Source organism: Falseniella ignava CCUG 37419 (assembly GCF_000301055.1).
Taxonomy (GTDB): Bacteria; Bacillota; Bacilli; order Lactobacillales; family Aerococcaceae; genus Falseniella; species Falseniella ignava.
Genome location: NZ_JH932300.1, coordinates 144,750 through 170,722 on the forward strand (window position 1 = coordinate 144,750; position 25,973 = coordinate 170,722).

The 25,973-nt window shown below is 37.5% G+C and carries 25 protein-coding genes; 23 read left to right on the forward strand and 2 right to left on the reverse strand.

Annotated elements, in window-relative coordinates:
• Positions 1 to 108: 108 nt before the first annotated feature.
• The 8 genes from HMPREF9707_RS00735 to HMPREF9707_RS00770 all read left to right on the forward strand — a co-directional run bounded on the left by HMPREF9707_RS00735 (position 109) and on the right by HMPREF9707_RS00770 (position 9,492).
• Positions 109 to 342, forward strand: a complete 234-nt coding sequence (locus HMPREF9707_RS00735; protein WP_006700817.1) for a Veg family protein — start codon at positions 109 to 111, stop codon at positions 340 to 342.
• A gap of 104 nt (positions 343 to 446) precedes the next feature.
• Complete coding sequence (gene pth, locus HMPREF9707_RS00740; protein WP_040442968.1) at positions 447 to 1,007, forward strand: aminoacyl-tRNA hydrolase; 561 nt, start codon at positions 447 to 449, stop codon at positions 1,005 to 1,007.
• 70 nt (positions 1,008 to 1,077) lie between these two features.
• Positions 1,078 to 4,599, forward strand: a complete 3,522-nt coding sequence (mfd, locus tag HMPREF9707_RS00745; protein ID WP_006700819.1) for a transcription-repair coupling factor — start codon at positions 1,078 to 1,080, stop codon at positions 4,597 to 4,599.
• Position 4,600: 1 nt separating this feature from the next.
• Entirely contained in the window at positions 4,601 to 4,882 is a 282-nt protein-coding gene (locus HMPREF9707_RS00750; protein WP_006700820.1) for an RNA-binding S4 domain-containing protein, read from the forward strand.
• 61 nt (positions 4,883 to 4,943) lie between these two features.
• Positions 4,944 to 5,327 (forward strand): FtsB family cell division protein, encoded by a 384-nt coding sequence (locus HMPREF9707_RS00755; protein ID WP_006700821.1) that lies wholly within the window; start codon positions 4,944 to 4,946, stop codon positions 5,325 to 5,327.
• Between the two features lie 30 nt (positions 5,328 to 5,357).
• On the forward strand, positions 5,358 to 5,885 hold the full coding sequence (locus HMPREF9707_RS00760; RefSeq protein WP_006700822.1) for a S1 domain-containing RNA-binding protein: 528 nt from the start codon (positions 5,358 to 5,360) through the stop codon (positions 5,883 to 5,885).
• Positions 5,886 to 6,002: 117 nt separating this feature from the next.
• Positions 6,003 to 7,745 (forward strand): ABC transporter ATP-binding protein, encoded by a 1,743-nt coding sequence (locus tag HMPREF9707_RS00765; protein ID WP_040442790.1) that lies wholly within the window; start codon positions 6,003 to 6,005, stop codon positions 7,743 to 7,745.
• The gene (locus tag HMPREF9707_RS00770) at positions 7,732 to 9,492 is read left to right on the forward strand and encodes an ABC transporter ATP-binding protein (RefSeq protein ID WP_006700824.1); all 1,761 of its coding nucleotides are present in this window, start codon (positions 7,732 to 7,734) and stop codon (positions 9,490 to 9,492) included. Before HMPREF9707_RS00765 ends, HMPREF9707_RS00770 begins: the two co-directional genes overlap by 14 nt.
• Positions 9,493 to 9,532: 40 nt before the next feature.
• Here the strand turns inward: HMPREF9707_RS00770 and HMPREF9707_RS00775 are convergent, their stop codons facing one another.
• Together HMPREF9707_RS00775 and HMPREF9707_RS00780 are read right to left on the reverse strand one after the other, a co-directional pair.
• The gene (locus tag HMPREF9707_RS00775; RefSeq protein ID WP_006700825.1) at positions 9,533 to 10,594 is read right to left on the reverse strand and encodes a sensor histidine kinase; all 1,062 of its coding nucleotides are present in this window, start codon (positions 10,592 to 10,594) and stop codon (positions 9,533 to 9,535) included.
• Positions 10,591 to 11,265, reverse strand: a complete 675-nt coding sequence (locus HMPREF9707_RS00780) for a response regulator transcription factor (protein ID WP_006700826.1) — start codon at positions 11,263 to 11,265, stop codon at positions 10,591 to 10,593. The genes HMPREF9707_RS00775 and HMPREF9707_RS00780 overlap by 4 nt, the downstream gene beginning before the upstream one ends.
• A gap of 98 nt (positions 11,266 to 11,363) precedes the next feature.
• On the opposite strand from HMPREF9707_RS00780, the gene tilS reads away from it, so the two are divergent.
• The 15 genes from tilS to HMPREF9707_RS08855 form a co-directional block, all read left to right on the forward strand.
• Positions 11,364 to 12,821 carry a tRNA lysidine(34) synthetase TilS gene (tilS, locus tag HMPREF9707_RS00785; RefSeq protein WP_006700827.1) on the forward strand — a complete coding sequence of 486 codons (1,458 nt, stop codon included), beginning with the start codon at positions 11,364 to 11,366 and terminating at the stop codon, positions 12,819 to 12,821.
• 47 nt (positions 12,822 to 12,868) lie between these two features.
• Positions 12,869 to 13,411: a hypoxanthine phosphoribosyltransferase gene (gene hpt, locus HMPREF9707_RS00790; protein ID WP_006700828.1), complete on the forward strand. Its 543-nt coding sequence runs from the start codon at positions 12,869 to 12,871 to the stop codon at positions 13,409 to 13,411.
• 147 nt (positions 13,412 to 13,558) lie between these two features.
• The gene (gene ftsH, locus HMPREF9707_RS00795; RefSeq protein ID WP_051007498.1) at positions 13,559 to 15,616 is read left to right on the forward strand and encodes an ATP-dependent zinc metalloprotease FtsH; all 2,058 of its coding nucleotides are present in this window, start codon (positions 13,559 to 13,561) and stop codon (positions 15,614 to 15,616) included.
• Positions 15,617 to 15,721: 105 nt separating this feature from the next.
• On the forward strand, positions 15,722 to 16,615 hold the full coding sequence (gene hslO, locus HMPREF9707_RS00800; RefSeq protein ID WP_006700830.1) for an Hsp33 family molecular chaperone HslO: 894 nt from the start codon (positions 15,722 to 15,724) through the stop codon (positions 16,613 to 16,615).
• Position 16,616: 1 nt separating this feature from the next.
• The gene (gene dusB, locus HMPREF9707_RS00805) at positions 16,617 to 17,657 is read left to right on the forward strand and encodes a tRNA dihydrouridine synthase DusB (RefSeq protein ID WP_006700831.1); all 1,041 of its coding nucleotides are present in this window, start codon (positions 16,617 to 16,619) and stop codon (positions 17,655 to 17,657) included.
• 61 nt (positions 17,658 to 17,718) lie between these two features.
• On the forward strand, positions 17,719 to 19,656 hold the full coding sequence (gene lysS, locus HMPREF9707_RS00810) for a lysine--tRNA ligase (RefSeq protein ID WP_006700832.1): 1,938 nt from the start codon (positions 17,719 to 17,721) through the stop codon (positions 19,654 to 19,656).
• A 63-nt stretch (positions 19,657 to 19,719) separates the two neighbouring features.
• Positions 19,720 to 20,001: a CD1845 family protein gene (locus HMPREF9707_RS00815; RefSeq protein WP_001267200.1), complete on the forward strand. Its 282-nt coding sequence runs from the start codon at positions 19,720 to 19,722 to the stop codon at positions 19,999 to 20,001.
• A gap of 83 nt (positions 20,002 to 20,084) precedes the next feature.
• The gene (locus tag HMPREF9707_RS00820; protein WP_006700833.1) at positions 20,085 to 20,858 is read left to right on the forward strand and encodes a replication initiator protein A; all 774 of its coding nucleotides are present in this window, start codon (positions 20,085 to 20,087) and stop codon (positions 20,856 to 20,858) included.
• Positions 20,855 to 21,682, forward strand: coding sequence for an ATP-binding protein (locus HMPREF9707_RS00825; RefSeq protein WP_000793094.1), 828 nt, complete (start codon positions 20,855 to 20,857; stop codon positions 21,680 to 21,682). Before HMPREF9707_RS00820 ends, HMPREF9707_RS00825 begins: the two co-directional genes overlap by 4 nt.
• Positions 21,675 to 22,160, forward strand: coding sequence for a PcfB family protein (locus HMPREF9707_RS00830; RefSeq protein ID WP_000606597.1), 486 nt, complete (start codon positions 21,675 to 21,677; stop codon positions 22,158 to 22,160). Before HMPREF9707_RS00825 ends, HMPREF9707_RS00830 begins: the two co-directional genes overlap by 8 nt.
• Entirely contained in the window at positions 22,157 to 22,891 is a 735-nt protein-coding gene (locus tag HMPREF9707_RS00835) for a phage antirepressor Ant (RefSeq protein WP_006700834.1), read from the forward strand. Before HMPREF9707_RS00830 ends, HMPREF9707_RS00835 begins: the two co-directional genes overlap by 4 nt.
• Entirely contained in the window at positions 22,884 to 24,674 is a 1,791-nt protein-coding gene (locus tag HMPREF9707_RS00840) for a VirD4-like conjugal transfer protein, CD1115 family (RefSeq protein ID WP_001033643.1), read from the forward strand. The genes HMPREF9707_RS00835 and HMPREF9707_RS00840 overlap by 8 nt, the downstream gene beginning before the upstream one ends.
• 61 nt (positions 24,675 to 24,735) lie before the next feature.
• Complete coding sequence (locus HMPREF9707_RS00845) at positions 24,736 to 25,272, forward strand: ClbS/DfsB family four-helix bundle protein (protein WP_001258251.1); 537 nt, start codon at positions 24,736 to 24,738, stop codon at positions 25,270 to 25,272.
• A gap of 17 nt (positions 25,273 to 25,289) precedes the next feature.
• Complete coding sequence (locus HMPREF9707_RS00850) at positions 25,290 to 25,733, forward strand: PIN domain-containing protein (RefSeq protein ID WP_006700835.1); 444 nt, start codon at positions 25,290 to 25,292, stop codon at positions 25,731 to 25,733.
• A 96-nt stretch (positions 25,734 to 25,829) separates the two neighbouring features.
• Positions 25,830 to 25,973: transposase (locus HMPREF9707_RS08855; protein WP_006700836.1), on the forward strand; the 144-nt coding region annotated here is incomplete at its 3' end.

A 25,973-nucleotide genomic window follows, 5' to 3' on the forward strand; every position in this document is an offset into this window, starting at 1 on the left:
AAAAGTATGGTAGAGGAAAACCAACAATAATTTGACACTATCTACTTGCTATGTTATATTGTCAAATTATATTATTTGTGGTATAATACACTCGTGAGGTGAGCATACATGCCAAATGAGCTAGGAGAAATCAAGAGTTATCTTGAAGAGCGGGTTGGTGAAGAGATTTGTGTCACTGTCCAATTAGGACGTAAACGCCAAAAAGAACGACGAGGAGTCTTAACTGAAACTTATCGTTCGATTTTTATTGTTTGTTTAGATCAAGACGAAAATGATTTTGAGCGTTCTTGTTTCAGTTATCGCGATGTGTTAACGAAAGCCATTGAATTAGAATTTGTGTAATCATCAGTGGATGATTAAGTAGATAATCCCAAATATTTAGTGCAAACTGATATTTGGGATTTTTACGGTTTTTATGTTTTTTATGAATGGGTGTGAAAGACGATATGAAATTAATAATCGGTCTAGGTAATCCTGGCGAAAGGTATGCAGGAACACGGCATAATATTGGCTTTGAAGTTATTGATGATTTCTTAGCGATGCATGACTTGACGATGACGGACCAGAAGTTCCAATCAGACTATACAATCTACCGCCACGGAGGAGAGCGTGCCATCATTATGAAGCCTTATACTTATATGAATCTGTCAGGTGAGGCATTACTCCCAATGATGAGTTATTTTGGCGTAGGGATGGAAGATATTGTGGTAATCCATGATGACTTAGATTTACCTCTTGGGAAGGTTCGGCTTCGTTACCGTGGTAGTTCAGGTGGACAGCGTGGTGTTCAAAATATTATCGATCTACTGGGATCGAATGAATTTAATCGAATTAAGATGGGAATTGGCCGGCCAGCTCCAGGATGGAAAGTTACCGACCATGTTCTAGCACCGTTTAATTCACAAGAACGAGAATTATTGCAACCTGGAATTCACCGAGCGGCGAATGCGATGACAGATTGGTTGAATGGAACCACCTTCAATCAATTAATGAATCAATACAATTAAATACGAGTCAATGCGAGGGGGTCGTTAAGGCGAGCTCCTTACGTCATTTTACATAAAAGGATGTGATACAGTGCCCCGATTATATACCGAGGTTTTTGAAGAGGTCATAGCGCAATTGATTGATGAACGTTCTAGCGCTTCGAACTTAATTACAGGATTAGATGATAGTGCAAGGGCGATTTTCATTGCGCAACTCTTTCGGAAAGATCCTAAACCTTATCTAATCGTTGAGCCACGTTCGAAGCAACTCAATGAGTTATATGAAGATTTGACGGAGTTGATTGATGAACCGGTTTTACTTTTTCCAGCCGAAGATTCATTAGCGGTAGAGTATTCTATCGCATCACAAGAGCGAATTGCACAGCGCATTGACGTATTAAATCATCTTGCGACAGGACGTCCTGGAATTATCTTAACCAATGTAGCAGGGATTCAGATGCGTTTATCACCTGTTGATACATGGAAGAAGGGGTCTTTAAAGCTTCAATTAGGTGGCGAGTATGCCTTTAACCAATTAGAAGCTTATTTATCGTGTTATGGCTACCAAAGAGAGCCTCTGGTGGAACTTCCGGGTCAATATAGTATTCGTGGGAGTATTGTCGATATCTATCCTTTTGACCAAGCTAATCCGATTCGACTTGATTTCTTTGATGAAGAGTTGGATTCTATTCGAACCTTTGATCCGTTAGAGCAAACGTCGATTGATAATATTGACCAGGTGACGATTACACCTGCGATAGATATTGTATTCCCAATAGAAGCGCAACAAGCGTTAATACCAGAGCTAAGGCAACGCATGGATCATATCGTGAAACATACGTCCAATGAAGAACAGCGCGCCTTAATTTCAGCGCGTTATCAAGAAACTTTAGACCAACTTGAGCAAGGTGAATCACTTAAGTTTGCTTCAGCATACTTATCCTTGTGGGATCGAACTGGGACAAGTCTATTAGACTATTTATCTTCTGACGCGCAGTTAATCGTGATGGAATTAGGCCGAATTCAACAGGTAGAGTTTCAACTACTTGAAGAAAATCAATTTTGGATTGAACAAGAAGTCAGTCGGGGACAATTGTTACCGAATATTGAGATGAAGCATGAAGCTTATCATCGATTGCGAGAAGCTCCATTAAATACACTGCATTTTGCTTCACTGCAACGTGGGATGTCGGGCATTACGTTTCGTTCGATTCATAATTATCAATACCGCGGCATGAATTCATTCTTCCATCAAATGTCTTTGATTGAAAGTGAACTTACGCATTGGTTGCGTCAAGGTTTTATCGTTCAAATTGCGGTAAGTTCTAAGCATGAGGCACAGCGTACGTATGATTTACTGCATGAGTATGATTTGCCAGCGATTATTCAGGCTGATGATCCCCAAAGCGAGAAAATCAATATATTACCCCTTTCATTGTCTAAAGGATTTGAACTCCCCCTTGATAAATGGGTAGTTATTACAGAGCAAGAATTATTCAATCAACAGCGCCGGCCGAAAGTGCGTTCTGGAAAGCAATCGAATGCCGAGCGATTAAAGGATTATAATGAATTAAATATCGGCGATTATGTTGTACATCCGATTCATGGTATCGGACGTTATACCGGCATCGAAACTATTGAAATTAATGGTAACCATACGGATGCGGTCGCAATCGAATACCGTGATCAAGCACGTATTCTTCTTCCAGTAGAGAATATTTCGCAGCTTCAAAAATACGTCGCTTCGGAAAGTACAACGCCAAAGCTGAATAAATTGGGCGGAACAGAGTGGAAAAAGACTAAAGCGCGAGTTCAGTCACAAGTTGAAGATATTGCGGATGAATTGATTCAACTATATGCTCAACGTGAACAAGAGCGTGGATTTGCTTTTGCGCAAGATACGCCAGAACAATATAAATTTGAAGATGATTTTCCTTATCCTGAAACAGAAGACCAACTGCGTAGTATTCAAGAAATTAAGCAGGATATGGAATCGGATCGCCCGATGGACCGCTTATTGGTTGGAGACGTAGGGTACGGTAAGACAGAAGTCGCTTTACGAGCGATTTTTAAAGCGGTGATGGATGGCAAACAAGTCGCATTTCTAGTACCAACGACGGTTCTTGCTCAACAACATTACCATACAATTATTGAGCGTTTTGCGGATTGGCCATTTGAAGTGGGTTTATTGAGTCGTTTTGTATCAAAAGCGAAACAACAGGAAACAATTGATGGACTAAAGACTGGCGCCATTTCAATTGTCGTCGGCACGCATCGAATTTTATCAAAAGATGTCGTATTCAATGACTTGGGATTATTGATTATTGATGAGGAGCAGCGTTTCGGGGTTAAACATAAAGAGCGGTTGAAACAATTGCGCAGTCAAGTGGATGTTTTAACACTCACTGCCACACCGATTCCGCGGACGCTCCATATGTCAATGATTGGGGTTCGGGACCTATCCTTGATTGAAACTCCGCCAAATAATCGATATCCAGTTCAGACCTATGTAATGGAGCGCAATAACGGTGTGATTAAATCGGCCATTGAACGTGAAATGGCTCGGGGTGGGCAAGTGTTTTACTTATATAATCGAGTTGCGAGTATTGACCGCAAAGCACAAGAAATTCAAGATTTAGTACCGGAAGCGCGCGTAGCGATTTCGCACGGTCAAATGAGCGAAGCCCAGTTAGAAAATGTTTTACTAGATTTTATTGAAGGGGTCTATGATGTTTTAGTAACAACCACCATTATTGAGACGGGAATTGATATTCCAAATGCGAACACACTGTTTGTCGATGATGCGGACCGGATGGGCTTATCGACGTTATATCAATTGCGTGGGAGAGTTGGCCGGACTCATCGTCTCGCGTATGCTTATTTATTTTATGAGCCTTTCAAACAATTAAGTGAAATTAGCGAGAAGCGTCTCAATGCGATACGAGAATTTACCGAATTAGGGTCCGGCTTTAAACTGGCGATGCGAGATCTTTCAATTCGGGGAGCTGGAAATTTATTAGGTCAGCAACAATCAGGCTTTATCGATTCTGTTGGTTATGAATTATATACCCAGATGTTGCAACAAGCGATCAAACGTAAACGAGGCGGGAGCAGCCAGTTAGTGGACCGTCCAACATCGACGCTCGACTGGCAATTTGAGATGGATGCTTATATTCCATCTGATTACATTAGCGATGAACGTCAGAAGGTTGGTATTTATAAATTAGTTCAGCGGATTGATTCACAAGAGGCATATGTCCAACTTCAAGATGAACTAATTGACCGTTACGGAGAGTTTCCAGATCCGGTGAGTAACTTAGTAGACTTTGCTTTAATCAAATACTATGCTTTAGAAATCGGGATTACTCAAATTCGTCGTAAGCGTCAAGAATTAATTATTATGTTTAATGAATGGGGTACGCAACATCTTCAAGGAGAGCGTATTTTTAAAGCATTATCAGCGATAGATAATAAAGCTTATATGGGAGTGAAAAATAACCAGCTTGAATTGACCTTAAATATATATAATCAAGCGGTTGACCAAGTTTTGAATGCGTTAATTCGTTTCACTCGTGCTGCATATGAGACATTTGATCAAAAAGAGGAGGAATAATATGCGATTAGATAAATTTTTGAAAGTATCGCGCATTATAAAGCGTAGAACCGTTGCAAAAGAAGTTGCCGACCAAGGGCGCGTTAAAGTCAATGGGCAAGTCGCTAAATCAAGTACGAAATTAAAAGTTGGCGATGAGTTAGAAATCCAGTTCGGCCAACGCATTGTAACTTATCAAATTGTATCCCTATTGGACTCAGCTAAGAAAGAGGACGCTGAGAAAATGTATGAAATCATTCAAGAAGAACGCATCGAAACAGAGAAAGATTTATTTTTTAATTAAAAGAAGATAGAAATTTCAAGAAAAGATTGATATACTTTCATTAACAATAGGGGGTGACTTCATGAATCAGAATCAATCAAATACAAAAAATGTGGTGTTTTTAGATACTGCTCGACGACAGCCGCGTCAGATGGCGACGAAAAGTTCGAGAGTGCCTACGAGTCATTCGGTTGGAAATTTTAAAACGTGGGCAGCGATTGGAATGAGTTGTATTTTAATTCTATTCTTTTCAATTCAGTATTATCAAATAAGACAACAACATGCGCAAACGATGGACCGATTAAATGAAGTCAAACAAATCGAAACCCAATTAGTGAAGGAAAACGCTGAAATTCAACGTGAATATCAATTGATTCAAGACCCAGAATATTTAGCGCAAGTTGCACGCCGTGATTATTATTACAGTAAACCCGGTGAAATTATTTTTAAAATCGATGAAAATTAAAAGTTTAATTCAAGGAGGAACAAAGCAGTAATGGCAGTTGAAGTTGGCCAAGTAGTTCAAGGTGAAGTGACAGGGATTACGAATTTTGGAGCATTCGTTCAATTACCCGAAAATCAATCCGGTCTCGTACATATTAGTGAAATATCCGCAGGTTTTGTGAAAGAAGTCAGTGATTATCTGAGTGTTGGTGATACCGTTCAAGTTAAGGTGTTGAAAGTGACACCAGACGGTAAAATTAACTTATCGATTCGACAAGCGAATCCAGAAGAGGATTCTTCCTCAGCGAATCGTCAGCCACAACAAAAGTTTAACTCGAACGAACGCTCAGGACGCCCACAAAATCGTCGAGGTAATTTTGAAGATAAAGTAGCACATGAGCGAGAGGTAAAAAATACTTTGGCAGCTCCAACAGCTCAGTCAAAATCTCGAACTAATGCGGGAGATTCGTCTTTTGACTCTTTAATGAGCGCTTTTCTAAAGGATAGTGAGGATCGTCTAGCTTCATTACGCCGTAACACTGAAGGGAAGCGCGGGGGTAGAGGCGGACGCCGCAATTAATTTTCTTAAAAGTTTAACTCCTAACAAATTGTTAGGAGTTTTTTTGTGGATAATTTTATAGTATTCACTATCAGTAAATTAAGTTATAATGAGAACAATGAAAAAGGAGGTGACAATATGATTCGATCACTTACAAGCTATATTTCACAGCATCGAACGCGTTTTATTATTGGAGTAATTTTTGCCTTAGTAAATTCATTAGCGTTACTCGTACCGAATTATATCATTCAACGTTTTGTAGATGGATTGGTCCAACAAACCATTTCAGTATCAAAGAGTATTCAACTTGTGGGAGTGCTTTTTGCTGCCGGTGTGATTTCCTATTTATCACAATTAATCTATTTACGGACGATATTCTATCAAGGAATTCAGTATCAAGCAGAGCTCCGTCAATCAATGTTCGATAAATTATTGACGTTACGCCAACCCTTTTATGAAAAATTTCGATCGGGTGATTTAATGACTCGAATGACAACGGATATTGATATGATGGGTAATATGTTAAGTTGGGGAACGATTATCGCTTTGGGTGATGGACTCTACATGATTGCAATCATAGTGGTGATGAGTTGGGTCGTTTCTTGGCAAGCAGCGCTAGTAAGCTCATTACCGCTAGTACTGTTTGGTATCGCGATTTACTATATTGGTCAACAAGTCGATCAGCGCTATGAACGGAGTCGAGAAGAAGTAACCAAACTGAGCAATGAAGTGTTGGAAGTGGTAGAAGGCGTGCGTGTGATTCGATCATACACCACAACCCAAGTCGAACAAGCGAGATTTACTGAGCGGACGCAACAAGCGAGGGATAAAACCAATGACTATATTGTTTATAATGCGAGTTACGGTCCAGTATCCCGGTTTTTTAGTGGGTTAAGTACGGCGGCAGGTCTACTATACGGTGGGTATATGGTTAAGGCAGGGCAAATAACAGTTGGACAATTTGTTGCTTTTCAAATGTACCTCGGAATGTTAAGTGATTTTGTCTGGGGGGCTGCAGATTTAGTAGCTATTTATAAACAAGCGAATATTTCATTTAATAAGATTTCAGAGTTGATTACGTATCCTGATGAAGTCGCTGTGCCGGGGCAAGTTGATATTGATCAGATTGATTCGATTGAATGGCGAGATTATTCTTTTACATATCCTAATGACACGCAACCTACCCTAAAAGATATTTCACTCACCTTAAAACGTGGTCAAACACTTGGAATTGTAGGAAAAACCGGAAGTGGTAAATCCACCTTAGTCCGACAAATGTTAAGACAATTCCCTGTTGAAAATACCGAGCAGTTTTTACTCAACGGTCGTCCGATTACAGATTATGCCATCAATCAAATTGAATCATTAATCAGTTACGTTCCACAAGAACATATAATGTTTTCAAAGACCGTTCGCTACAATATTGAATTTGGTCTAAAAGAAGCTACAGAAAAACAAGTGATGGATGCGGTTGATTGGGCTGATTTATCGAAAGACCTTGCGCGGATGCCAGCGGGACTCGATACAATCGTAGGTGAAAAGGGCGTAACCCTCTCTGGAGGACAAAAACAACGTATTAGTATTGCTCGAGCGTTGATTCGCCAACCCGAACTCTTAATTTTGGATGATTCACTATCTGCAGTCGATGCCCAAACGGAGCGGACGATTATCAATCATATCGAACATGTTCGTAAAGATCGAACAAATATGATTGTGAGTCACCGTCTGTCCGCTGTTCAATCTGCGGATTTAATTATTGTAATGGAACAAGGGCGGGTCGTGGAGTCGGGTACGAGTGAACAATTAATGGCGCAAAAAGGATGGTATTATGAGCAATACCTTCGCCAGCAAGTAGAAGGAGATCATCATGAAGACATTTAAACGATTGATAAGTTATTATCGCTATCATTTCGGGCGGTTTATGATCGGGGTAGTACTTCAAATTGTATTTGTGACGATCAATGTATATACACCTCGAGTCATCCAACGATTAATCGATTATATTACGAATCAAGTTAAACAAAATCAAGTTATTGCGATCTCAGTGATTTGGAAACATCTGGCGCAGATGATGTTATTGATTGTGACCGGAGCAGTGGTCGGATATGTCAGTTACCTTTGCTTAGCGTATGTGGCGAATGCACTCACTAAACGTATCCGTGATGAAGCCTATGCGCATCTACAGCGATTACCGATTTCATACTTCGATGATAAGCCTGCAGGCAAGATATCTTCACGAATTGTCAATGATACTGAAAGTTTACGGGAAGGTTTTTTCCAAAACTTTGGCAATCAAGTAGTTGTCCAAGGTTTATTAGTCATCAGTACTTATATTGCAATTTTTAGAGTCAGTATCTGGGTAGGTGTGATTTTTCTTGGGTTAATTCCTATCTTAGTTTGGTGGCAATTAACTTACGCAAGGTGGGCAAAGCCGATTAATACACAGTGGCGAGAGTCACTCAGTGAGTTGAATAATCAGACGGCGGAGATTGTTCAAGGGGTCTCGATGGTCCAGTTATATCACCAAGAAGATACGATTAACAATGAGTTCAAGAAAATGAATCTCAAATGGAGCGATTCGCGTTATAAAGATATTCAATTGAATTCGATGTTTTCATGGAATTTTTCGGAGTTACTAGGGAATTTATCAATTACTTTGCTAATGGCTTATATTATTTCGGGATATTTCAATCAAACATTGACTTTTTCAGTTGGGACGATTTTTTTATTGATTACGTATATTCGAAGTTTATTTTGGCCGATTAGTATGTTAGTTCGCTTAATGACAACAATTCAACAAGCTTTGGTGTCGGGAGGACGTGTTTTTGAGTTATTGGATGCGCCAGTGGAGCCGGACGTTGAGGATACGTTGCTTATTACAGAAGGGAAAGTAGAATTTCGAGATGTATCTTTTGGGTATCGACCGAATCAATTAGTATTAGACCATATCTCCTTCAAGGTTAAACGAGGTGAAACATTAGGACTCGTAGGTCATACTGGTTCAGGGAAAAGTTCAATTATTAATTTACTCTTGCGTTTTTATGACCCGCAAAGCGGGAATATTTTAATTGACGGTCAAGATATTGGTTGTTTTCGGCGCGAAAGTGTCCGTGAGTCGATGGGAATCGTCTTGCAGGAGCCGTTTCTATTCACTGGTACGATTGCGAGCAATGTGAGTATGAATCACCCATCAATTGACGACACAATGATTGAAGAAGCACTTGAACGCGTAGGTGCGATGGAATTTGTTAAGCGATTGGAGCTTGGGATCCATCACCCGATTAATGAACGTGGACAGACGCTGTCGTCAGGAGAACGCCAATTAATTTCTTTTGCTCGAACGCTCGTATCAAATCCAGCTATCTTAATTCTTGATGAAGCTACTTCGCATATTGATACAGAGACTGAAAATGTCATCCAGCGTGCGATGGAAGTCGTAAAAGAGGGACGCACTACGATTATTGTGGCGCATCGATTGTCGACGATTCAACAAGCAGACCAAATTATATTATTATCAAAAGGTAAAATTTCTGAACAGGGAACCCATGCTCAACTTCTTGATTTAGGAGGGGAATATGCTAAGATGTATCAAATACAAGCTCAAATTAGTAATGAACCTTCAAGTTAATAAATAATGCCGCCTATCTTTAACAGATAAGCGGCATTTTTTAGCTGGAGGATATGTCATCTGTGGGTATGGTCACGATGACTTGTGTTCCCTGATGCAATTGACTTGTAAAATGGATCGAGCCTTGATGAAGTTTTACAATCTTTTGGGTAATTGCGAGCCCTAAGCCATTTCCTTTCGTATGGCGACTCGTATCGGATTGGTAGAAGCGCTCCGTAATATGCCGAAGATCTTTTGGTGCAATCCCAACCCCAGTGTCGCAAATAATGACTTGGATATGTTTAGCATATTGATTAATTTGAACTGATAAAGTCCCCCCTTTCCGATTGTATTGAATCGCGTTTTGGATTAAATTCGTCCAAACTTGATAGAGTAGTAACTCATTGCCGAGAACATACGTCGTAGGTAAATCTAGTTTCAGTTGTATATTTTGTTTTTCCCACTGAGGTTGAAGCGATAGGATACTTTCTCTAATTTGCTCGTCTAGGCGAAAATGCGACTGATTAAAAGCAATGGATTGATTTTCAAGACGAGTCAGTTCTAAAATATGATTAACTAAGGTGGTCAGCTGTTCGGTAGCGTGCTGAATCTTGTGTAAATATTGCGACATCTCATCAGGGGTAATTTGAGGTGACTGGAGCAGCTGAGCGTAACCTTGAATATTACTCAATGGTGTCTTAAATTCATGAGAGATAGTCGAGGTAAAATCGGATTGAAAGCGCTCAATTCCGTTAAGTTCTTTGACCATTAAGTTAAAAGCGTGGTATAGTTCTGCAACTTCTTGAATGGGTTGATTTTCATCCACTTGAATTGAGAAGTCACTTTGAATGACTTGCTGCATTTGTTGTTTCAGTTGTGAGATTGGCTTTAAAATCACTAAACTGACTAAGGACGCGGTAATGACGCCAATGATAAAGCAAATAATAATCGGTAATAACCATCTTAAGAATGGGTAGTGGTTGAAGGTGGCAAGGAGGTTATGATACTCTAACACACCTAAAATCGTAATTGCGATGGTGGCAATGAGCAGACCAATCGCAAAGAAAATGAGTGAAAAATAAATCCATAATTTTGAATGAATCCATTGTTGGATTGATTTCATGCTTTAATCACTCCTTTGTACCCTAGACCGCGGATGGTAATAATTTCAAAGTCGGGATTATCTGAAAAACGATCACGTAATCGTTTAATATGGACGTCGACAGTCCGTTCATCAGTCTCGCTATCGAGCCCCCAAATATCATCCATCAGCTGTTGCCGCGTAAAGATTTGATTGGGGTAAGATAGTAATTTAAAAAGCAAGAGAAATTCTTTTTGAGGTAGCGTCTCCGTCTGTTGGGGGGTCTCAATTAATAAATTTTGTGAATCGAGCTTTGTTTCGTTCAACTGTAGAATATTACTTTGAGCAATCCGAGCTCGCCTCAAAAGTGCTTCGACCCGCAATACTAATTCCTTTAAATCGATCGGTTTTACCATATAATCATCTGCACCAATGTGAAAACCGATGCGCTTGTCGTCAATGGTTTCTTTTGCAGAAACAATTAAAATCGGTGTGAGTTGATGGATGGTGCGGACTTGTTGAATAAATTCAAATCCATCAATCTCAGGGAGCATGATGTCGGTAACAATTAAGTCTATCCGTTCATGATCGAGGGCACGGAGACCTTGCTGAGCATGCGTTACGGTGATTGTCTCGAATCCATGTTGCTCTAAAGTGACTCTTAGTAGATTCAATAAGTTTTTGTCATCTTCGATAATTAAGATGCGATTCATAAAAAAACACCTCCGATTAGTCTAAATGGATTAATTTGTAAAAGGATGACATTATCAGTATAATTTAGCCGAATGAAATATTAGTAAAGGAGTGCGCTATGGACTTATTGCTTGAAGTACAACACCAATTAAATAATTCTTCACAGTGGCATTTTGCCAAGCGAATCGTACTTGCTATTTCAGGTGGTGTTGACTCGATGGTATTATTGTACCTAATGATTGAAGTAAATCAAAGGCTCCCTGAAGATCAGCGTAAAGAGTTTTTTATTGCGCATTTCAATCATCATCTAAGAGAAGACAGTGATTTAGATGCCGATTTAATTCGAAAAGTTGCAAAAGAATATAATTTACCTTACTTTTTTGGGGAGTGGTCTCAGCCGGCTGAGCGTGATGTGGAGTCCCAAGCGCGTAATGCGCGCTATGCATTTTTAGGGGATGTTGTTAAAATGACGGACAGCGATACTGTCATGACAGGCCACCACTCGAATGATTTAGCGGAAACAATGATTATGCGTTTAATTCGTGGGACATCACTCAGAGGATTAGGTGGAATTCGCAGTGAATACCATCGTGTGTTAAATGATAATCTTGAAGGTGGAGTTCGTGTTCAATTAGTTCGTCCACTCATCTTTTGGCCTAAAGATACGTTATATCAATATGCGCATCAACATCAAATTCCTTACCGTGAAGACTATACTAATTTAGACGATCACTTCGTCAGAAATCGAATACGGCAACGCATTGTACCCGAGATGCTTGAAATCAATCCAAAGTTTCTTGATAATATGTCGACACTTTCGGATCAATTATATACAAGTTATCGAGTTCACTTAGAGAATTATTTAAAGATTGAACCAGAATTGCTTCAAGTCTCACCGCAAGGCTACTTTATTCTCAATGTTCCTAGATGGCAAGCGTTGAGTCAAGCAGAGCTTCATGTGTATTTAGGTATCTTATTCGATGAAAGACTGCGTGCCGTTGTAGAGAAGTACAGTAAATCCTTAATTGAACAAATGATTGATTTATTGATGCGACAGCAGGATGCGAATATTCAGGTAGATATTGCTTCGGGTTGGGTAGCTCAACGTAGCTATCAAGAAGTTTATATTTATCAATTACAAATGCGTACAAGCCTTAATGAAATGAATGAGATTAAGCGAGTACCTATTAATGAATGGGTACGCCTTTATAATGATGATTTTGTAGGGGTTTTTGAAATCGCTCAATTGAATAAATTATTAGAAGACGATCGCATTCAATATTATTATGAAATGACCTATCAACAATATCATCAATTAAAAATCCGGCATCGTCATCCAGGAGACCGTTTAAAAGTTGCCAGTAAACAAGGGAAATATTTTCACAAAAAAATTGCACGATTGATGATTGATCGGAAAGTCCCACGCAATGAACGGGAATTGTATTGGATGTTTCTAGATGATGCTGATCAAATTATTGCAACAGTACCACCCTTATCACACCCAATCAAATTGGATACATTAAAACCAGAGACAGAGTTGGTTCTAGCCTATAAGAAAAAGTACCGAACTCTATAAAACTGTGATAATATAAAGGTAACATTATTCATAGAAAGAGGCTTCACATGTTAGAAAAAGATATACTTAAAATTCTCGTGACACCTGAAGAAATCCAACAAGCAGTAGACCGCCTTGGTGAGCAATTAACGAAAGATTATGAAGGAAAAGAAGTCGTTGTAGTCGGCATATTACGTGGAGCGGCTATTTTCATGGCGGATATTATTCGTTCGATGGATACTTATTTAGAAATTGATTTTATGGATGTATCTAGTTATGGCGAGGCCTTTGAATCATCGGGTGAAGTACGTATTATCAAAGATTTGGCATCTTCTATCGAAGGACGTCATGTGCTAATTGTCGAAGATATTATCGACTCAGGTCGCACCTTAAAATATTTGGTAGATCTCTTCCATTATCGTAAAGCAGCATCGGTTCGCATTTGTACCTTGCTTGATAAAAAAGCACGACGTGTCGTCAAAGGAATTGAGCCTGATTATATCGGCATCGATATTCCCGATGAGTTTGTTGTTGGATACGGCTTAGATTACAAGCAAAAATATCGCAATTTGCCTTATATTGGTGTTTTAAAGCCAGAAGTTTATCAGTAAGTTGGAAGAAATGCAATTTAATAGCGATTCTTAATGGAATTATGCTATGATTGTTAAGATATATTATTTAAACGATCGGAGGAGTATGTATTGAATCAGAATCCTAGAAATAATCCGAACCGGAATCCATTTCGTAATTTCTTACCCATGGCAATTATAATCTTTGCGCTGATTGGTGGAATGCAAATGTTTACCGGTGATGGTGGATTTATGGGGCGTTCTACTGAAATTCCAGCCTCTGAATTTATTGAAGCCCTTGAAAAAGGTGATGTTGATAAATTCAAAATTCAGATTGGATCGGGTGTCTATATTGTAAAAGGTGAGTATCGTAAGCAATCTGAAGCGACTACCAAAGAAGAAGAAAACTTTATTCAAGTTATTCAAGGTTCAAATCAAGCCAACAGTTTTGAAACGAAAATTTTAGGCAATGATTCGACCTTAGATTTAGTCACAGAGCTTGCGCGTGAATCACAAACGGAAATTACAACCATAGCGGAGTCGAGTGCGGGATTATGGTTAAGCTTTTTACCATTTCTAATTTTATTAATCCCATCATTCTTCTTAATTTATACAATGACCCAACAAGCCGGAGGCGGCGGTAAAGGGGTTATGAACTTTGGTAAGTCAAAATCCAAAGATGTCTCAAAACAAAAAGTTAAAGTACGTTTTGAAGACGTAGCAGGTGCAGAAGAAGAAAAACAAGAACTTGTTGAAATTGTTGAGTTTCTAAAAGACCCAACGCGTTTTACCAAGTTAGGTGCACGAATTCCTGCCGGAGTCCTATTAGAAGGCCCTCCAGGAACGGGTAAAACACTACTCGCTAAAGCGGTAGCAGGTGAAGCGGGCGTGCCATTCTTTAGCATTTCTGGATCTGAGTTTGTCGAGATGTTTGTCGGGGTTGGTGCAAGTCGCGTACGTGACTTGTTCGAGAATGCCAAAAAGAACGCACCTTCTATTATCTTTATTGATGAAATTGATGCCGTCGGCCGTCAACGCGGAACAGGAATGGGAGGCGGCCATGATGAACGCGAGCAGACATTAAACCAACTTCTAGTTGAGATGGATGGGTTTGAAGGCAACGAAGGTGTTATTGTAATGGCAGCAACCAACCGTTCAGATGTTTTAGACCCAGCGCTACTTCGTCCAGGACGTTTTGACCGTCAAATTTTAGTGGGTAACCCGGATGTCAAAGGTCGTGAAGCAATCTTGCGTGTTCACGCTCGCAATAAAAAATTATCTGATGAGATTGATTTTAAAGTTATCGCTCAGCAAACCCCTGGTTTTTCAGGAGCAGACTTAGAAAACTTATTGAATGAGGCGGCGTTAATCGCGGCACGATTCAATCATAAATTTATTACACCATCGGATTTAGATGAAGCGCATGACCGGGTGATTGCGGGGCCTGCTAAAAACAATCGAGAAGTTTCTGAGAAGCAACGCCGAACGGTTGCGTACCATGAAGCTGGTCATACCGTTGTTGGAATGGTCTTAAGCGACGCTCGTATTGTCCATAAGGTAACCATTGTGCCACGTGGACGCGCTGGCGGGTATGCGATTATGCTACCTAAAGAGGATCAATACATTGTGACTGAAAAAGAATTATATGAGCAAGTAGTGGGTCTTCTCGGTGGACGTGCTGCCGAAGAAATCGTATTTAATTCAAAATCAACGGGTGCGAGCAATGACTTCCAGCAAGCAACACAAATCGTTCGTTCGATGATTACTGAGTACGGTATGTCTGAAAAATTAGGTACGATTCAATTTGAAGGCAGTCATCAACCTTTTGCGGGGCGTCAATATGGACAAACTCCAGCGTATTCAGAGCAAGTTGCCTATGAAATTGATCTTGCGGTTCGAGAAATGATGGCGAAAGCAATGGAAGAAGCACATCAAATTATTAACGCGCATCGTGAGCAGTTGAATTTAATTGCAGAGAAGTTGCTTGAAGTTGAGACATTGGATGCACGTCAGATCAAATCTTTATTTGAAACAGGAAAGATGCCAGAACCGGGTGACGATGATGAATCGGATTCTCATTCAGAAGAACCGGCTGTAGCTGAGACTTATGAAGAAGCTAAAGAAAAGGCGGAAAACGAAGAAGAACAAAAACAACATGATAACGTAGATAAATCTGTAATCGATGATCAGCAAAATAATTCGATCCAATCAAATGGATCAGCGGATCAAGATCACGATGAATTGTAAGCGAGGAACTATCATACGTTATGTGGCAACGAACATTTCAGGCAAGGACACCTTGCTTGTTATGTTCGTTTTGTGCGTTTATGTAATAGTAAAGGAGTTAATAAAATGACAAGTAAAATCATTCGCGCTTTAGCTTATAACGATGAGATACGGGTGTTTGTGATTGACGGTCTTGAGGTAGTAGAAACTGCACGTAAGACCCATGAGACATGGTATACAGCGACTGCAGCAATGGGTCGTATGATAATGGCTACATCTTTATTAGCGGCGAACCTCAAGGGAAGCGATCGACTCGTAACCGTTATTGAAGGTCAAGGACCAATCGGGCGAATTGTGGTGCATGGCAATAGTCATGGTGAAACTCGTGCGGCGATTGACCACCCTCATGTTTCTTTGCCGCTCAATGAACAAGGGAAAATTGATGTGTCGGCCGGGATTGGTCTGCCAGGTTTTTTAACGGTGAGCAAATATATCGAAAATATGGAGCCCTTTAATGGAACCGTTGAGTTGATATCCGGTGAAATTGCGGAAGACTTTACTTATTATTTAGCTGTCTCAGAACAAACACCGTCAGCGATGGGTTTAAGTGTGTTAGTTGATGCGGATGAACATATTTTGAGTGCGGGAGGATTTTTGATCCAAGTCTTACCGGGAGCGAGCGAAGAAACCATCCAACAATTGGAGAAGACCATTCAACAGATTGGGCGGCTCAGTGATAAGCTACAGTCCGGTTTAACTTCTGAAAAACTACTTGACTACTTAGTAGGTGAGGGAAATTCTCGTATTATTGCTACGCAGGACATAACGTATCATTGTCCTTGTGATAAGGCGTTTTACGCGGATAAATTAATGTTACTCGGAGAATCTGAATTACAATTGTTGATCGATGAGCAAAGACAGGCAGAAGTAGTTTGTCATTATTGCTCAAAACACTATGACTTTAGTCAGAGTGAGCTGGAAACATTGATTGAACGGATTCATTCAAAGGAGACGGAATAATATGTTTAAAATTAGAGATATTGAAATCGACAATCCGATTGTAGTGGCACCGATGGCTGGGGTCTCGAATGCTGCCTTTCGTACAATTGTAAAGCAATTTGGTGCAGGCTTAGTCGTTTGTGAGATGATTAGTGACCAAGGAATCCAGTACCGAAATAAGAAAACCCTAAGCATGTTGCATATCGAACCTAACGAGTATCCACTCAGCATCCAAATTATGGGGGGGAATAAAGAGACGCTTGTTCAAGCAGCAAAATATGTTAGCGAAAATACCGATTGTGCAATTATCGATATTAATATGGGTTGCCCTGTGAATAAAGTGATTAAAGCAGAAGCTGGTGCTCGTTGGCTACTTGACCCTGATAAAGTGTATTCAATGGTCGCGGCAGTAGTAGATGCCATCGACAAACCCGTTACGGTTAAAATGCGTACGGGATGGGATGATGAACATCTTTATGCAGTCGAAAATGCGCTGGCGGCTGAACGTGCTGGAGCTTCAATGATTGCGATGCATGGTCGAACACGTGTTCAAATGTATGAAGGTAAAGCAGATTGGGAAATGTTGGACCGAGTCGGCCAAGCTATCGAGACAATTCCCTTTATTGGGAACGGAGATGTGTCAACGCCTCAACAAGCGAAGCATTTGCTTGAAACAACCTCAGTCGATGGGGTGATGGTTGGGCGTGCGGCTCTGGGCAATCCTTGGATTATTAAACAAATGGTTCATTATTTAAAAACAGGGGAAGAGCTACCGCCGATGACACCGCGTGAGAAAATTGATACGGCGATCGATCACCTCCATCGCTTGATTGGACTTAAAGGGGAATTGGTAGCAAATCGTGAGTTCCGGACACAAGCCCATTATTATTTAAAAGGAATTCCACGTTCTTCAAAAATAAAAGTTCAAATTAATGAATATGAAGATCCTTATCAAGTCATCCAAATTTTAGATCAATTTGCTAACGAAGCCATGGAGAAAATTGAAAAAATGGAACAACTTCGTGCCCAACGTGCACAAAATAATCCTCTCAATCGGGATTAGATTGTAATCAACGGTCAAATATGCTTTAATCAAAATGAGAGAAAATTTAAGGAGTGACAAAATGACGGAAGAATTAAATGATCAACTTCAAGTTCGACGCGACAAAATGATGGAAATGTTCGAGTCAGAAACGGTTCATCCTTTTGATGCGGGCTTCTATCGGACGCACTTATCACAAGAAGTCACCGAACAATACGACCATTTATCTAAAGAAGAATTAGCTGAAGAAACCATTGCGGTGAGTGTGGCAGGACGCTTAATGACCAAGCGCGGTAAAGGAAAAGCGGGTTTTGCACATGTGCAAGATATGAGCGGGCAAATTCAAATTTATGTTCGACAAGATGAGGTTGGCGAAGCGGCTTATCATTGGTATGATGCTGCAGACCTTGGTGATATTGTCGGTGTTGCTGGAACACTATTTCGAACCAATACGGGAGAATTAACGGTTCGTGCAAAAGAATTTATTCCACTTACAAAAGCATTGCGTCCATTACCCGATAAATATCACGGTTTAACGAACGTTGAGCAACGTTATCGTCAGCGTTACTTGGATTTAATTAGTAATCAAGAGAGTCGGACTCGATTTATTAATCGTTCTAAAATTATTACGGCAATCCGTCGTTTCTTAGATCAAGAAGGGTATATGGAAGTTGAGACGCCAGTACTACATAACTTGGCTGGAGGGGCCAATGCTCGTCCGTTTATTACGCACCACAATGCGTTAGATATGGAATTATATTTGCGGATTGCGCTTGAACTTCACTTGAAACGCCTAGTGATTGGTGGCTTTGAAAAAGTTTATGAAATCGGTCGTGTCTTCCGAAATGAAGGGATCGATACAACACATAACCCGGAATTTACCATGATTGAAGTCTATACGGCTTACTCCATTTACACCGATGTAATGGACTTAACTGAAAAAATTATTAAAAATGCTGCACATGCGATTCACCCAACAGCCATGGTTGAATATGACGGGGTACAAATTGATTTAGAATCAGATTTTAATCGTGTGCATATGGTGGACATGATTAAAGAAACGGTTGGGGTCGATTTCTGGCCAGAAATGTCTTTTGAAGAAGCGAAAGCTTTAGCGAAGGAGCATCATGTTCCGTTAGAGGATTCTGACACGACAGTTGGTCATGTCATTAATCAGTTCTTTGAAGAAAAGTGTGAAGAACATTTGATTCAACCGACATTCGTTTATGGTCATCCTGTAGAAATTTCTCCATTAGCGCGTAAGAATCAAGAGGATCCTCGCTTTACAGACCGATTTGAATTATTTATCGCCGGTCATGAGTATGCCAATGCCTTTACGGAGCTAACTGACCCAATCGATCAACGTGAGCGATTTGAAGCTCAGATGGCAGAAAAAGATCAAGGTAATGATGAAGCACATCCGGTGGATAATGATTTCTTAGAAGCTTTAGAGTATGGAATGCCTCCAACTGGCGGATTAGGAATCGGCATTGACCGATTAGTTATGTTATTGACGGATTCACAATCGATTCGCGATGTGCTGTTATTCCCAACAATGAAGCCAATAGGCTTAGAAAAGGCAGAAAATGGGGGTTTGTCAAAAGAAACTTACGAAACTTACGACAAACTTACGACAGAAGAAATTGACCTTTCAAAAGTGAAAGTTGAACCATTATTTGAAGATATGGTAGACTTTGAAACTTTCTCAAAATCTGATTTTAGAGTTGTAAAGGTTAAAAACTGCGAAGAAGTTCCTAAGTCAAAAAAACTTTTGAAATTTACATTAGATGATGGTTCTGAAAAAGAAAGAGTTATTTTATCTGGTATTAAGGAATATTACAGCGCAGAGAGCTTAATTGGAAAGACACTACTTGCAATTTGTAATCTTCCTCCTCGTAAGATGATGGGAATCGACTCAGAAGGTATGATTATATCTGCAACTTGTGAGTATGACGGTGAAGAAAAACTTAACTTAATAATGCTGGATGATAATATTCCAGCAGGATCAAAATTATATTAAAGGACACGCTAATTATGAAACTGGGGTTTGTTATGAATCCCAGTTTAATTTTTAGGAGTATGTATGAGATGGATAATTAGAATAATTTTATTACCGATAAGATTAGTGTTGAGTTTGCTCATAGCTTTTTTAACCTTCATATTAAGTTTGAGTACTGCGTTGTTAAGCGTAGTTTCTACTTTGATTTTTATAATTGGAATAGCTAGCATTTTTCAAGGAGACAAGCAAATTGTAATTGAAGCACTAATATTAGCATTTTTATTTAGTCCATTTGGATTACCTAAATTAGGTATATATGTTATTGGATTATTAGAATTATTAAACTATACAATAAAATCAATTTGAAGAAAAATAAATATAAGACAACCGTAGACGATAGAAAGCAATAATTCTGTCGTCTTTTTTTATTTTAAAGAGAGGAGGTAGGAATGAATTTTGATTATTTTTATAATAGGCAATCTGAGATGTATAACTTCATTAGGTTACCTATGGTATTAATGGAAGATGAGATTTTTGAGAGCATTTCTATTGAAGCTAAAGTTTTGTATTCATATATGCTTAATCGAATGGGTCTTTCATATAAAAATGGCTGGATAGATGAAGATGGAAAAGTCTTTATTTACTACACAATGGATGCTATTAAAGAGCAATTTAACTGTGCTAATGATAAAGCCTTAAAGATTATAAATGAGCTTGATATAAAATCAGGAATTGGATTGATAGAAAAGAAAAGACAAGGACTTGGAAAACCAAATAGGATATATGTTAAAGATTTTATGAGTGTTTTCTCCGATTCAAATAATAGAAATCCAGATTTCCGAAAAGCAGAAGTCCAGACTTCCGATAATCGGAATTCAAGAACTCCTAATAACAGACTTCAAGATTTCCGAAAATCGGAAGGTAACTATAACAATATTAGTAATAATGAGTTAAGAAAGAATGATTTTAGTAAGGGACAAAAGCCTTATGGAATATATAAAAACATATTTTTGACTGATGAAGAATACAAGGACTTAACAAATGAGTTAGGAAGTAGAATTAGTGACTACATTGATAGGTTGTCGTCATATATGAAAGCAAATAACAGAGTGTATCAAGATCACAAGGCAACGATAATCAATTGGTATCTTAATGATCAGGCAAAAAACATTAATGATAATACAACAAGGAAAATGAATTACGATATAGGAGAGAGTTTATGAAGAACTTAAAAGATTTTGTATTAAGAGAAAATGATATTGAAAGAAATGGACATATTTATTGTAAGGTATGTGATAAAAGAGTCGATGGAGAATTACTTGACCTTGGCTTTACAAAGTTTATTCCCAGAATTAAATGTGAATGTGAAATAAAAAGAGATAAGGAAAATGAAGAAAGAGAAAGACTAATGAAAATATCATCGCTAAAAAGAGATTGTTTCTCATCGCCACTCCAACACCAATATAATTTTGAGAGATTCTTAAATGAAAAAGGTCAAGCTTACAAGGTTGCTTACAATTATGCTAAAAGTTTTGAACAAATGAAGGAAGACAATGTTGGACTTTTATTTCATGGAGATGTTGGCAGTGGAAAGACTTATCTTGCTTGTTCTATTGCAAATGAATTAATTGAAAGAGAACAAGTTAAAGTTAAGATTATGAATTTATCTCAGGTTATAAATCAAATACAAAAATCAGCATTTAAGCTAGATTCAAATGAAATTATAGATAACCTATCAAACATTCCGTTGTTAATTTTAGATGATCTTGGAATTGAAAGGGATACATCTTATGCAAGAGAACAAGTATATAACATTATAAACTCAAGATACTTAAAAGGTAGGCCGACAATTTTTACTACAAACTTATCATTGGAAATTATTCAAAATCCTAATATTGAACTTGAGTATCAGAGGATATATTCAAGAATACTTGAAATGACAATACCAGTTAAAGTTACGGGAGAAGATTTTAGAAGAAAAATCCATCAAGAGAAGTTAAGAAAATACAAAGAGTTACTTTTATATGGAGGTGGAATAGATGATTAATGAAGAAGTATCTAGGTCGAGTCTTAACCTTGAAGTAAGGCTTGCAAAAGCAACAAGTAAAGCAATTCTTGATGCCTTAAAGAAAGTTCACAAGCAAATAGAAGATCAAGGAGGCTTGAAAAATGTAATAAAAAATAATGGAGAAGAAGTAAAACTAAAAGATATGGTTAAAAAGGGACAGTTAGAAGAAATTAATCTAAAAGATCCTGAGTTAAAAGAATTAAAGAAAATTTTAAACAAACACGGAGTGAAGTTTTCTGTTATGAAAGATAAGGAAACTGGTAACCACTCTGTGTTTTTTCAATCTAAGGATATAAAAGTAATGGAACACGCCTTTAAAAAAGCAGTTAAGGCTTCTGAAAAAAAGGCCGATAGAAAAGATTCAATAACGAAGACTATAAATAAGTTTAAAGATATGGCTAAGGACACCATTAGTAAAGATAAAGTTAAAAATAAACATAAGGAGCAAAGCTTATGATAAGTAATCTAAAAACATTTGAAAATAAGAATTTTGGGAAACTCACTGTTATTGAAAAAGATGGTGAGTTTTTCTTTATAGCAAATGAAGTAGCAACTACGCTAGGATATGTCAATCCCAGAAAAGCTATTTATGACCATGTAGACGAAGAAGATAAGGGTGTAACGAAATGGAACACCCCTGGAGGAATACAGAATATTTCAATAATTAACGAATCAGGATTGTATTCACTTATCCTCTCATCAAAACTACCACAAGCAAAAATATTCAAAGCTTGGGTAACTAGAGAAGTCTTACCAAGTATTAGAAAAAACGGAGGATATATAGTAGGGCAAGAAAAGAAAACTAATGAAGATCTACTTGCAGATGCAATTCTTGTAGCCAATAGAATTATTGCTGAAAGAGAAGAAGAAATTGAAGAATTAAGACCAAAGGCAGATTATTATGACAAATTAGTAGATTATAACCTACTTACAAACTTTAGAAATACTGCCAAAGAGTTAGGAATACCACAAAATCAATTTATAAGTTTTCTAATGGATAAGGGATTAATTTACAGAGATAAGAAAAAGAAACTCTTACCTTATGCAGATAAGAACAAGGGATATTTTGAAGTAAAAGAATGGATTGATCCACTAGGTACACTTGTAGGAATACAAACATTAATAACACCAAAGGGAAGACACTACCTACTAATTTTATTAGATAGTGAAGGTTTCTACGATGAATAAGATATTAGAAGCCATTCTTTCTGATATTAAAAACCTAATTAAAATAGACAACCCAAAGAAATTTATATTATCAAACATTCCCTATCTATCATTCTTCTACATTGGAAATATCTTTTCTAAGCACATCAATTCTTATGTAGGAGGAGATATTATTGATAAAATAATGGTGGGAATTTCTGATATAGGAACTTTATCTTATATACCAAGCCTTAATCCAAGGGACTTGTTAGTAGGTATTTCAGTTGCTGGTCTTGTTAAGTTAATTGTTTACAGCAAAGGTAAAAACAAAAAGAAATATAGGCAAGGCAAGGAATATGGATCTGCAAGATGGGGAGAAAGTAAGGATATTGCTCCATATATTGACCCTAAGTTTGAAAACAATGTTCTCATAACTAATACCGAAAGACTAACAATGAACTCAAGACCTAAAAACCCTAAATATGCCAGAAATAAAAATGTATTAGTAATAGGTGGTTCTGGATCAGGTAAAACGAGATTTTATGTAAAGCCAAATCTAATGCAAATGCATTCTTCCTATGTAGTAACAGACCCTAAAGGCACACTTGTGTTAGAATGTGGAAAAATGCTTTATGAAAATGGTTACGACATAAAGATATTAAACACAATAAACTTTAAAAAATCTATGAAATACAATCCCTTTGCATACTTGAGAAGTGAAAAAGATATTTTAAAGCTTGTCCAAACCATAATTGCTAACACCAAGGGAGATGGAGAAAAGGCAGGAGAAGATTTTTGGGTAAAGGCTGAAAAGTTATATTACACTGCTCTTATTGGGTATATTTATTATGAAGCACCTGAAGAAGAAAAGAATTTTAAAACACTCTTAGATATGATTGACGCAAGTGAGGTTAGAGAAGATGACGAAACCTATATGAACCCAATTGATAGGCTTTTTGAAGCTCTTGAAAAGAAAGATCCAAGTCATTTTGCAGTTAAGCAATACAAGAAATATAAGCTGGCAGCAGGAAAAACTGCCAAGTCAATTCTAATATCTTGTGGAGCAAGACTTGCACCTTTTGATATAAGAGAGCTTAGAGAACTAATGAGCGAAGATGAATTAGAGCTTGATAAAATTGGAGATAGAAAAACTGCTTTATTCGTAATAATATCAGATACAGATGATACCTTTAACTTTGTAGTTTCAATAATGTATTCTCAACTATTTAATCTTCTATGTGATAAGGCAGATGATGTGTATGGTGGAAGACTTCCAGTTCATGTTAGGTGTCTACTTGATGAGTTTGCAAATATAGGATTAATTCCTAAATTTGAAAAATTGATTGCAACAATTCGTTCAAGAGAAATATCGGCAAGCATAATACTGCAAGCACAATCTCAATTAAAAGCAATCTATAAAGACCATGCAGATACAATAGTTGGTAACTGCGACTCTACACTCTTTTTAGGAGGAAAAGAAAAAACAACAGTAAAAGAATTATCTGAAACCTTAGGAAAAGAAACCATAGACCTATATAACACATCAGAAACAAGATCCAATCAAAAATCTTTTGGTCTAAATTACCAAAAAACTGGCAAGGAACTTATGAGTCAAGATGAAATAACTGTAATGGATGGCGGTAAGTGTATTTATCAGTTAAGAGGAGTAAGACCTTTTCTATCTGATAAATTCGATATTACAAAGCATAAGAATTACAAGTTGTTGGAAGATTATGATAAGAAAAACTTGTTTGATGTGGAAGAGTATTTAACAAATAGAGATAAAATAAAAATAAACAGGAACAGTTTGATTACAAGATTATGAATTAAGCCTAGGATAAAAATATTTTTGGTATAATATCTATATAAACCATGGAGGTAGGCATATGAGGTCTTATGAAAGTAAGGAAGAATTAAAAAATGAGATAAAGAAAACTTTTGGAAAATATATTTCAGAGTTTGATAATATCCCAGAAGAATTAAAAGATAAAAGAGTAGATCAAGTTGATAGGACACCAGCTGAAAATCTTGCCTATCAAGTAGGTTGGACAACTTTAGTTTTGAAATGGGAAGAAGATGAAAAAAAGGGAATTGAGGTTAAAACGCCATCTGACAAATTTAAGTGGAATCAACTTGGAGAATTGTATCAATGGTTTACAGATACCTATGCTCATAAATCGTTAAAGGAATTAAAAGAACAACTATCACAGAATATAGAAGATATTTACTCTTTGATAGATAATCTTACAGAGGAAGAATTATTTAAACCACATATGAGAAAATGGGCAGATGAAGCAACAAAAACTGCAACTTGGGAAGTATATAAATTTATCCATGTAAATACAGTAGCACCATTTGGAACATTTAGGACTAAGATTAGAAAATGGAAAAAACTTAATAATTTTGTGAATGTAATTAAATAATAAGGTTGGTGCTTTAATTGAATTATGAAAAATTTAAAAAAATAATAAATAGAAAAACCTCTATAATAGTATTAGATACAAATGTAATACTTGACTTAGCTCGATATTCATTATACAGTAGCAAAAACATATTAGAAATTTTCAAGGAGTGTAAGGATTTAATATGGATTCCGAATCAAGTGTATAAAGAATTTAATAAAAATAAATATAGCGTATTCGGACAATTGAAAAAAAAGTATCAAAATTTTGAAAAAGATTTACTAAGAGTAATTGAAAGGAGTCAAAAAAATTTAGAGAGTGTCTTGATTAAATCATCTAAATATAATTATTTTGGAAGAAAAAATTTGGAGAATGATTTAAATAACAAGTTAGTTGAATTAAAACAAATAATCAAATCTTATAAAAATAGTGTTGGTATTGAATATGATGAAATAACAACAGATTCTCCTGAAATAAGATAAAGTCCATATAATTGTGTAAAAGTTAAAAGGCCATGTAACAGCCCTTTTACGGTACAATGTTTTTAACCACTAAAAACATACCCAGGAGGACGTTACATGACCCAAGTACATTTTACACTGAACAACGAAGAGGTTCAAAGTATTATTGAACATTCCGTTAAAGATGATGTGTCTAAAAATATTTTGACCACTGTTTTCAACCAATTGATGGAAAATCAACGAACAGAATATATTCAAGCC

What these genes read in the sequence shown, in the direction of transcription:
- hpt (WP_006700828.1), top strand. Translation starts at nt 12,869, where the DNA reads ATGTTAGAAAAAGATATACTTAAAATTCTCGTGACACCTGAAGAAATC.
- dusB (WP_006700831.1), top strand. Translation starts at nt 16,617, where the DNA reads ATGTTTAAAATTAGAGATATTGAAATCGACAATCCGATTGTAGTGGCA.
- hslO (WP_006700830.1), top strand. Translation starts at nt 15,722, where the DNA reads ATGACAAGTAAAATCATTCGCGCTTTAGCTTATAACGATGAGATACGG.
- HMPREF9707_RS00835 (WP_006700834.1), top strand. Translation starts at nt 22,157, where the DNA reads ATGATAAGTAATCTAAAAACATTTGAAAATAAGAATTTTGGGAAACTC.
- HMPREF9707_RS00820 (WP_006700833.1), top strand. Translation starts at nt 20,085, where the DNA reads ATGAATTTTGATTATTTTTATAATAGGCAATCTGAGATGTATAACTTC.
- HMPREF9707_RS00815 (WP_001267200.1), top strand. Translation starts at nt 19,720, where the DNA reads ATGAGATGGATAATTAGAATAATTTTATTACCGATAAGATTAGTGTTG.
- ftsH (WP_051007498.1), top strand. Translation starts at nt 13,559, where the DNA reads ATGGCAATTATAATCTTTGCGCTGATTGGTGGAATGCAAATGTTTACC.
- HMPREF9707_RS00840 (WP_001033643.1), top strand. Translation starts at nt 22,884, where the DNA reads ATGAATAAGATATTAGAAGCCATTCTTTCTGATATTAAAAACCTAATT.
- HMPREF9707_RS00775 (WP_006700825.1), bottom strand. Translation starts at nt 10,594, where the DNA reads ATGAAATCAATCCAACAATGGATTCATTCAAAATTATGGATTTATTTT.
- HMPREF9707_RS00845 (WP_001258251.1), top strand. Translation starts at nt 24,736, where the DNA reads ATGAGGTCTTATGAAAGTAAGGAAGAATTAAAAAATGAGATAAAGAAA.
- tilS (WP_006700827.1), top strand. Translation starts at nt 11,364, where the DNA reads ATGGACTTATTGCTTGAAGTACAACACCAATTAAATAATTCTTCACAG.
- HMPREF9707_RS00780 (WP_006700826.1), bottom strand. Translation starts at nt 11,265, where the DNA reads ATGAATCGCATCTTAATTATCGAAGATGACAAAAACTTATTGAATCTA.
- HMPREF9707_RS00735 (WP_006700817.1), top strand. Translation starts at nt 109, where the DNA reads ATGCCAAATGAGCTAGGAGAAATCAAGAGTTATCTTGAAGAGCGGGTT.
- HMPREF9707_RS00830 (WP_000606597.1), top strand. Translation starts at nt 21,675, where the DNA reads ATGATTAATGAAGAAGTATCTAGGTCGAGTCTTAACCTTGAAGTAAGG.
- HMPREF9707_RS00750 (WP_006700820.1), top strand. Translation starts at nt 4,601, where the DNA reads ATGCGATTAGATAAATTTTTGAAAGTATCGCGCATTATAAAGCGTAGA.
- lysS (WP_006700832.1), top strand. Translation starts at nt 17,719, where the DNA reads ATGACGGAAGAATTAAATGATCAACTTCAAGTTCGACGCGACAAAATG.
- HMPREF9707_RS00825 (WP_000793094.1), top strand. Translation starts at nt 20,855, where the DNA reads ATGAAGAACTTAAAAGATTTTGTATTAAGAGAAAATGATATTGAAAGA.
- HMPREF9707_RS00770 (WP_006700824.1), top strand. Translation starts at nt 7,732, where the DNA reads ATGAAGACATTTAAACGATTGATAAGTTATTATCGCTATCATTTCGGG.
- HMPREF9707_RS00765 (WP_040442790.1), top strand. Translation starts at nt 6,003, where the DNA reads ATGATTCGATCACTTACAAGCTATATTTCACAGCATCGAACGCGTTTT.
- pth (WP_040442968.1), top strand. Translation starts at nt 447, where the DNA reads ATGAAATTAATAATCGGTCTAGGTAATCCTGGCGAAAGGTATGCAGGA.
- HMPREF9707_RS00755 (WP_006700821.1), top strand. Translation starts at nt 4,944, where the DNA reads ATGAATCAGAATCAATCAAATACAAAAAATGTGGTGTTTTTAGATACT.
- HMPREF9707_RS00760 (WP_006700822.1), top strand. Translation starts at nt 5,358, where the DNA reads ATGGCAGTTGAAGTTGGCCAAGTAGTTCAAGGTGAAGTGACAGGGATT.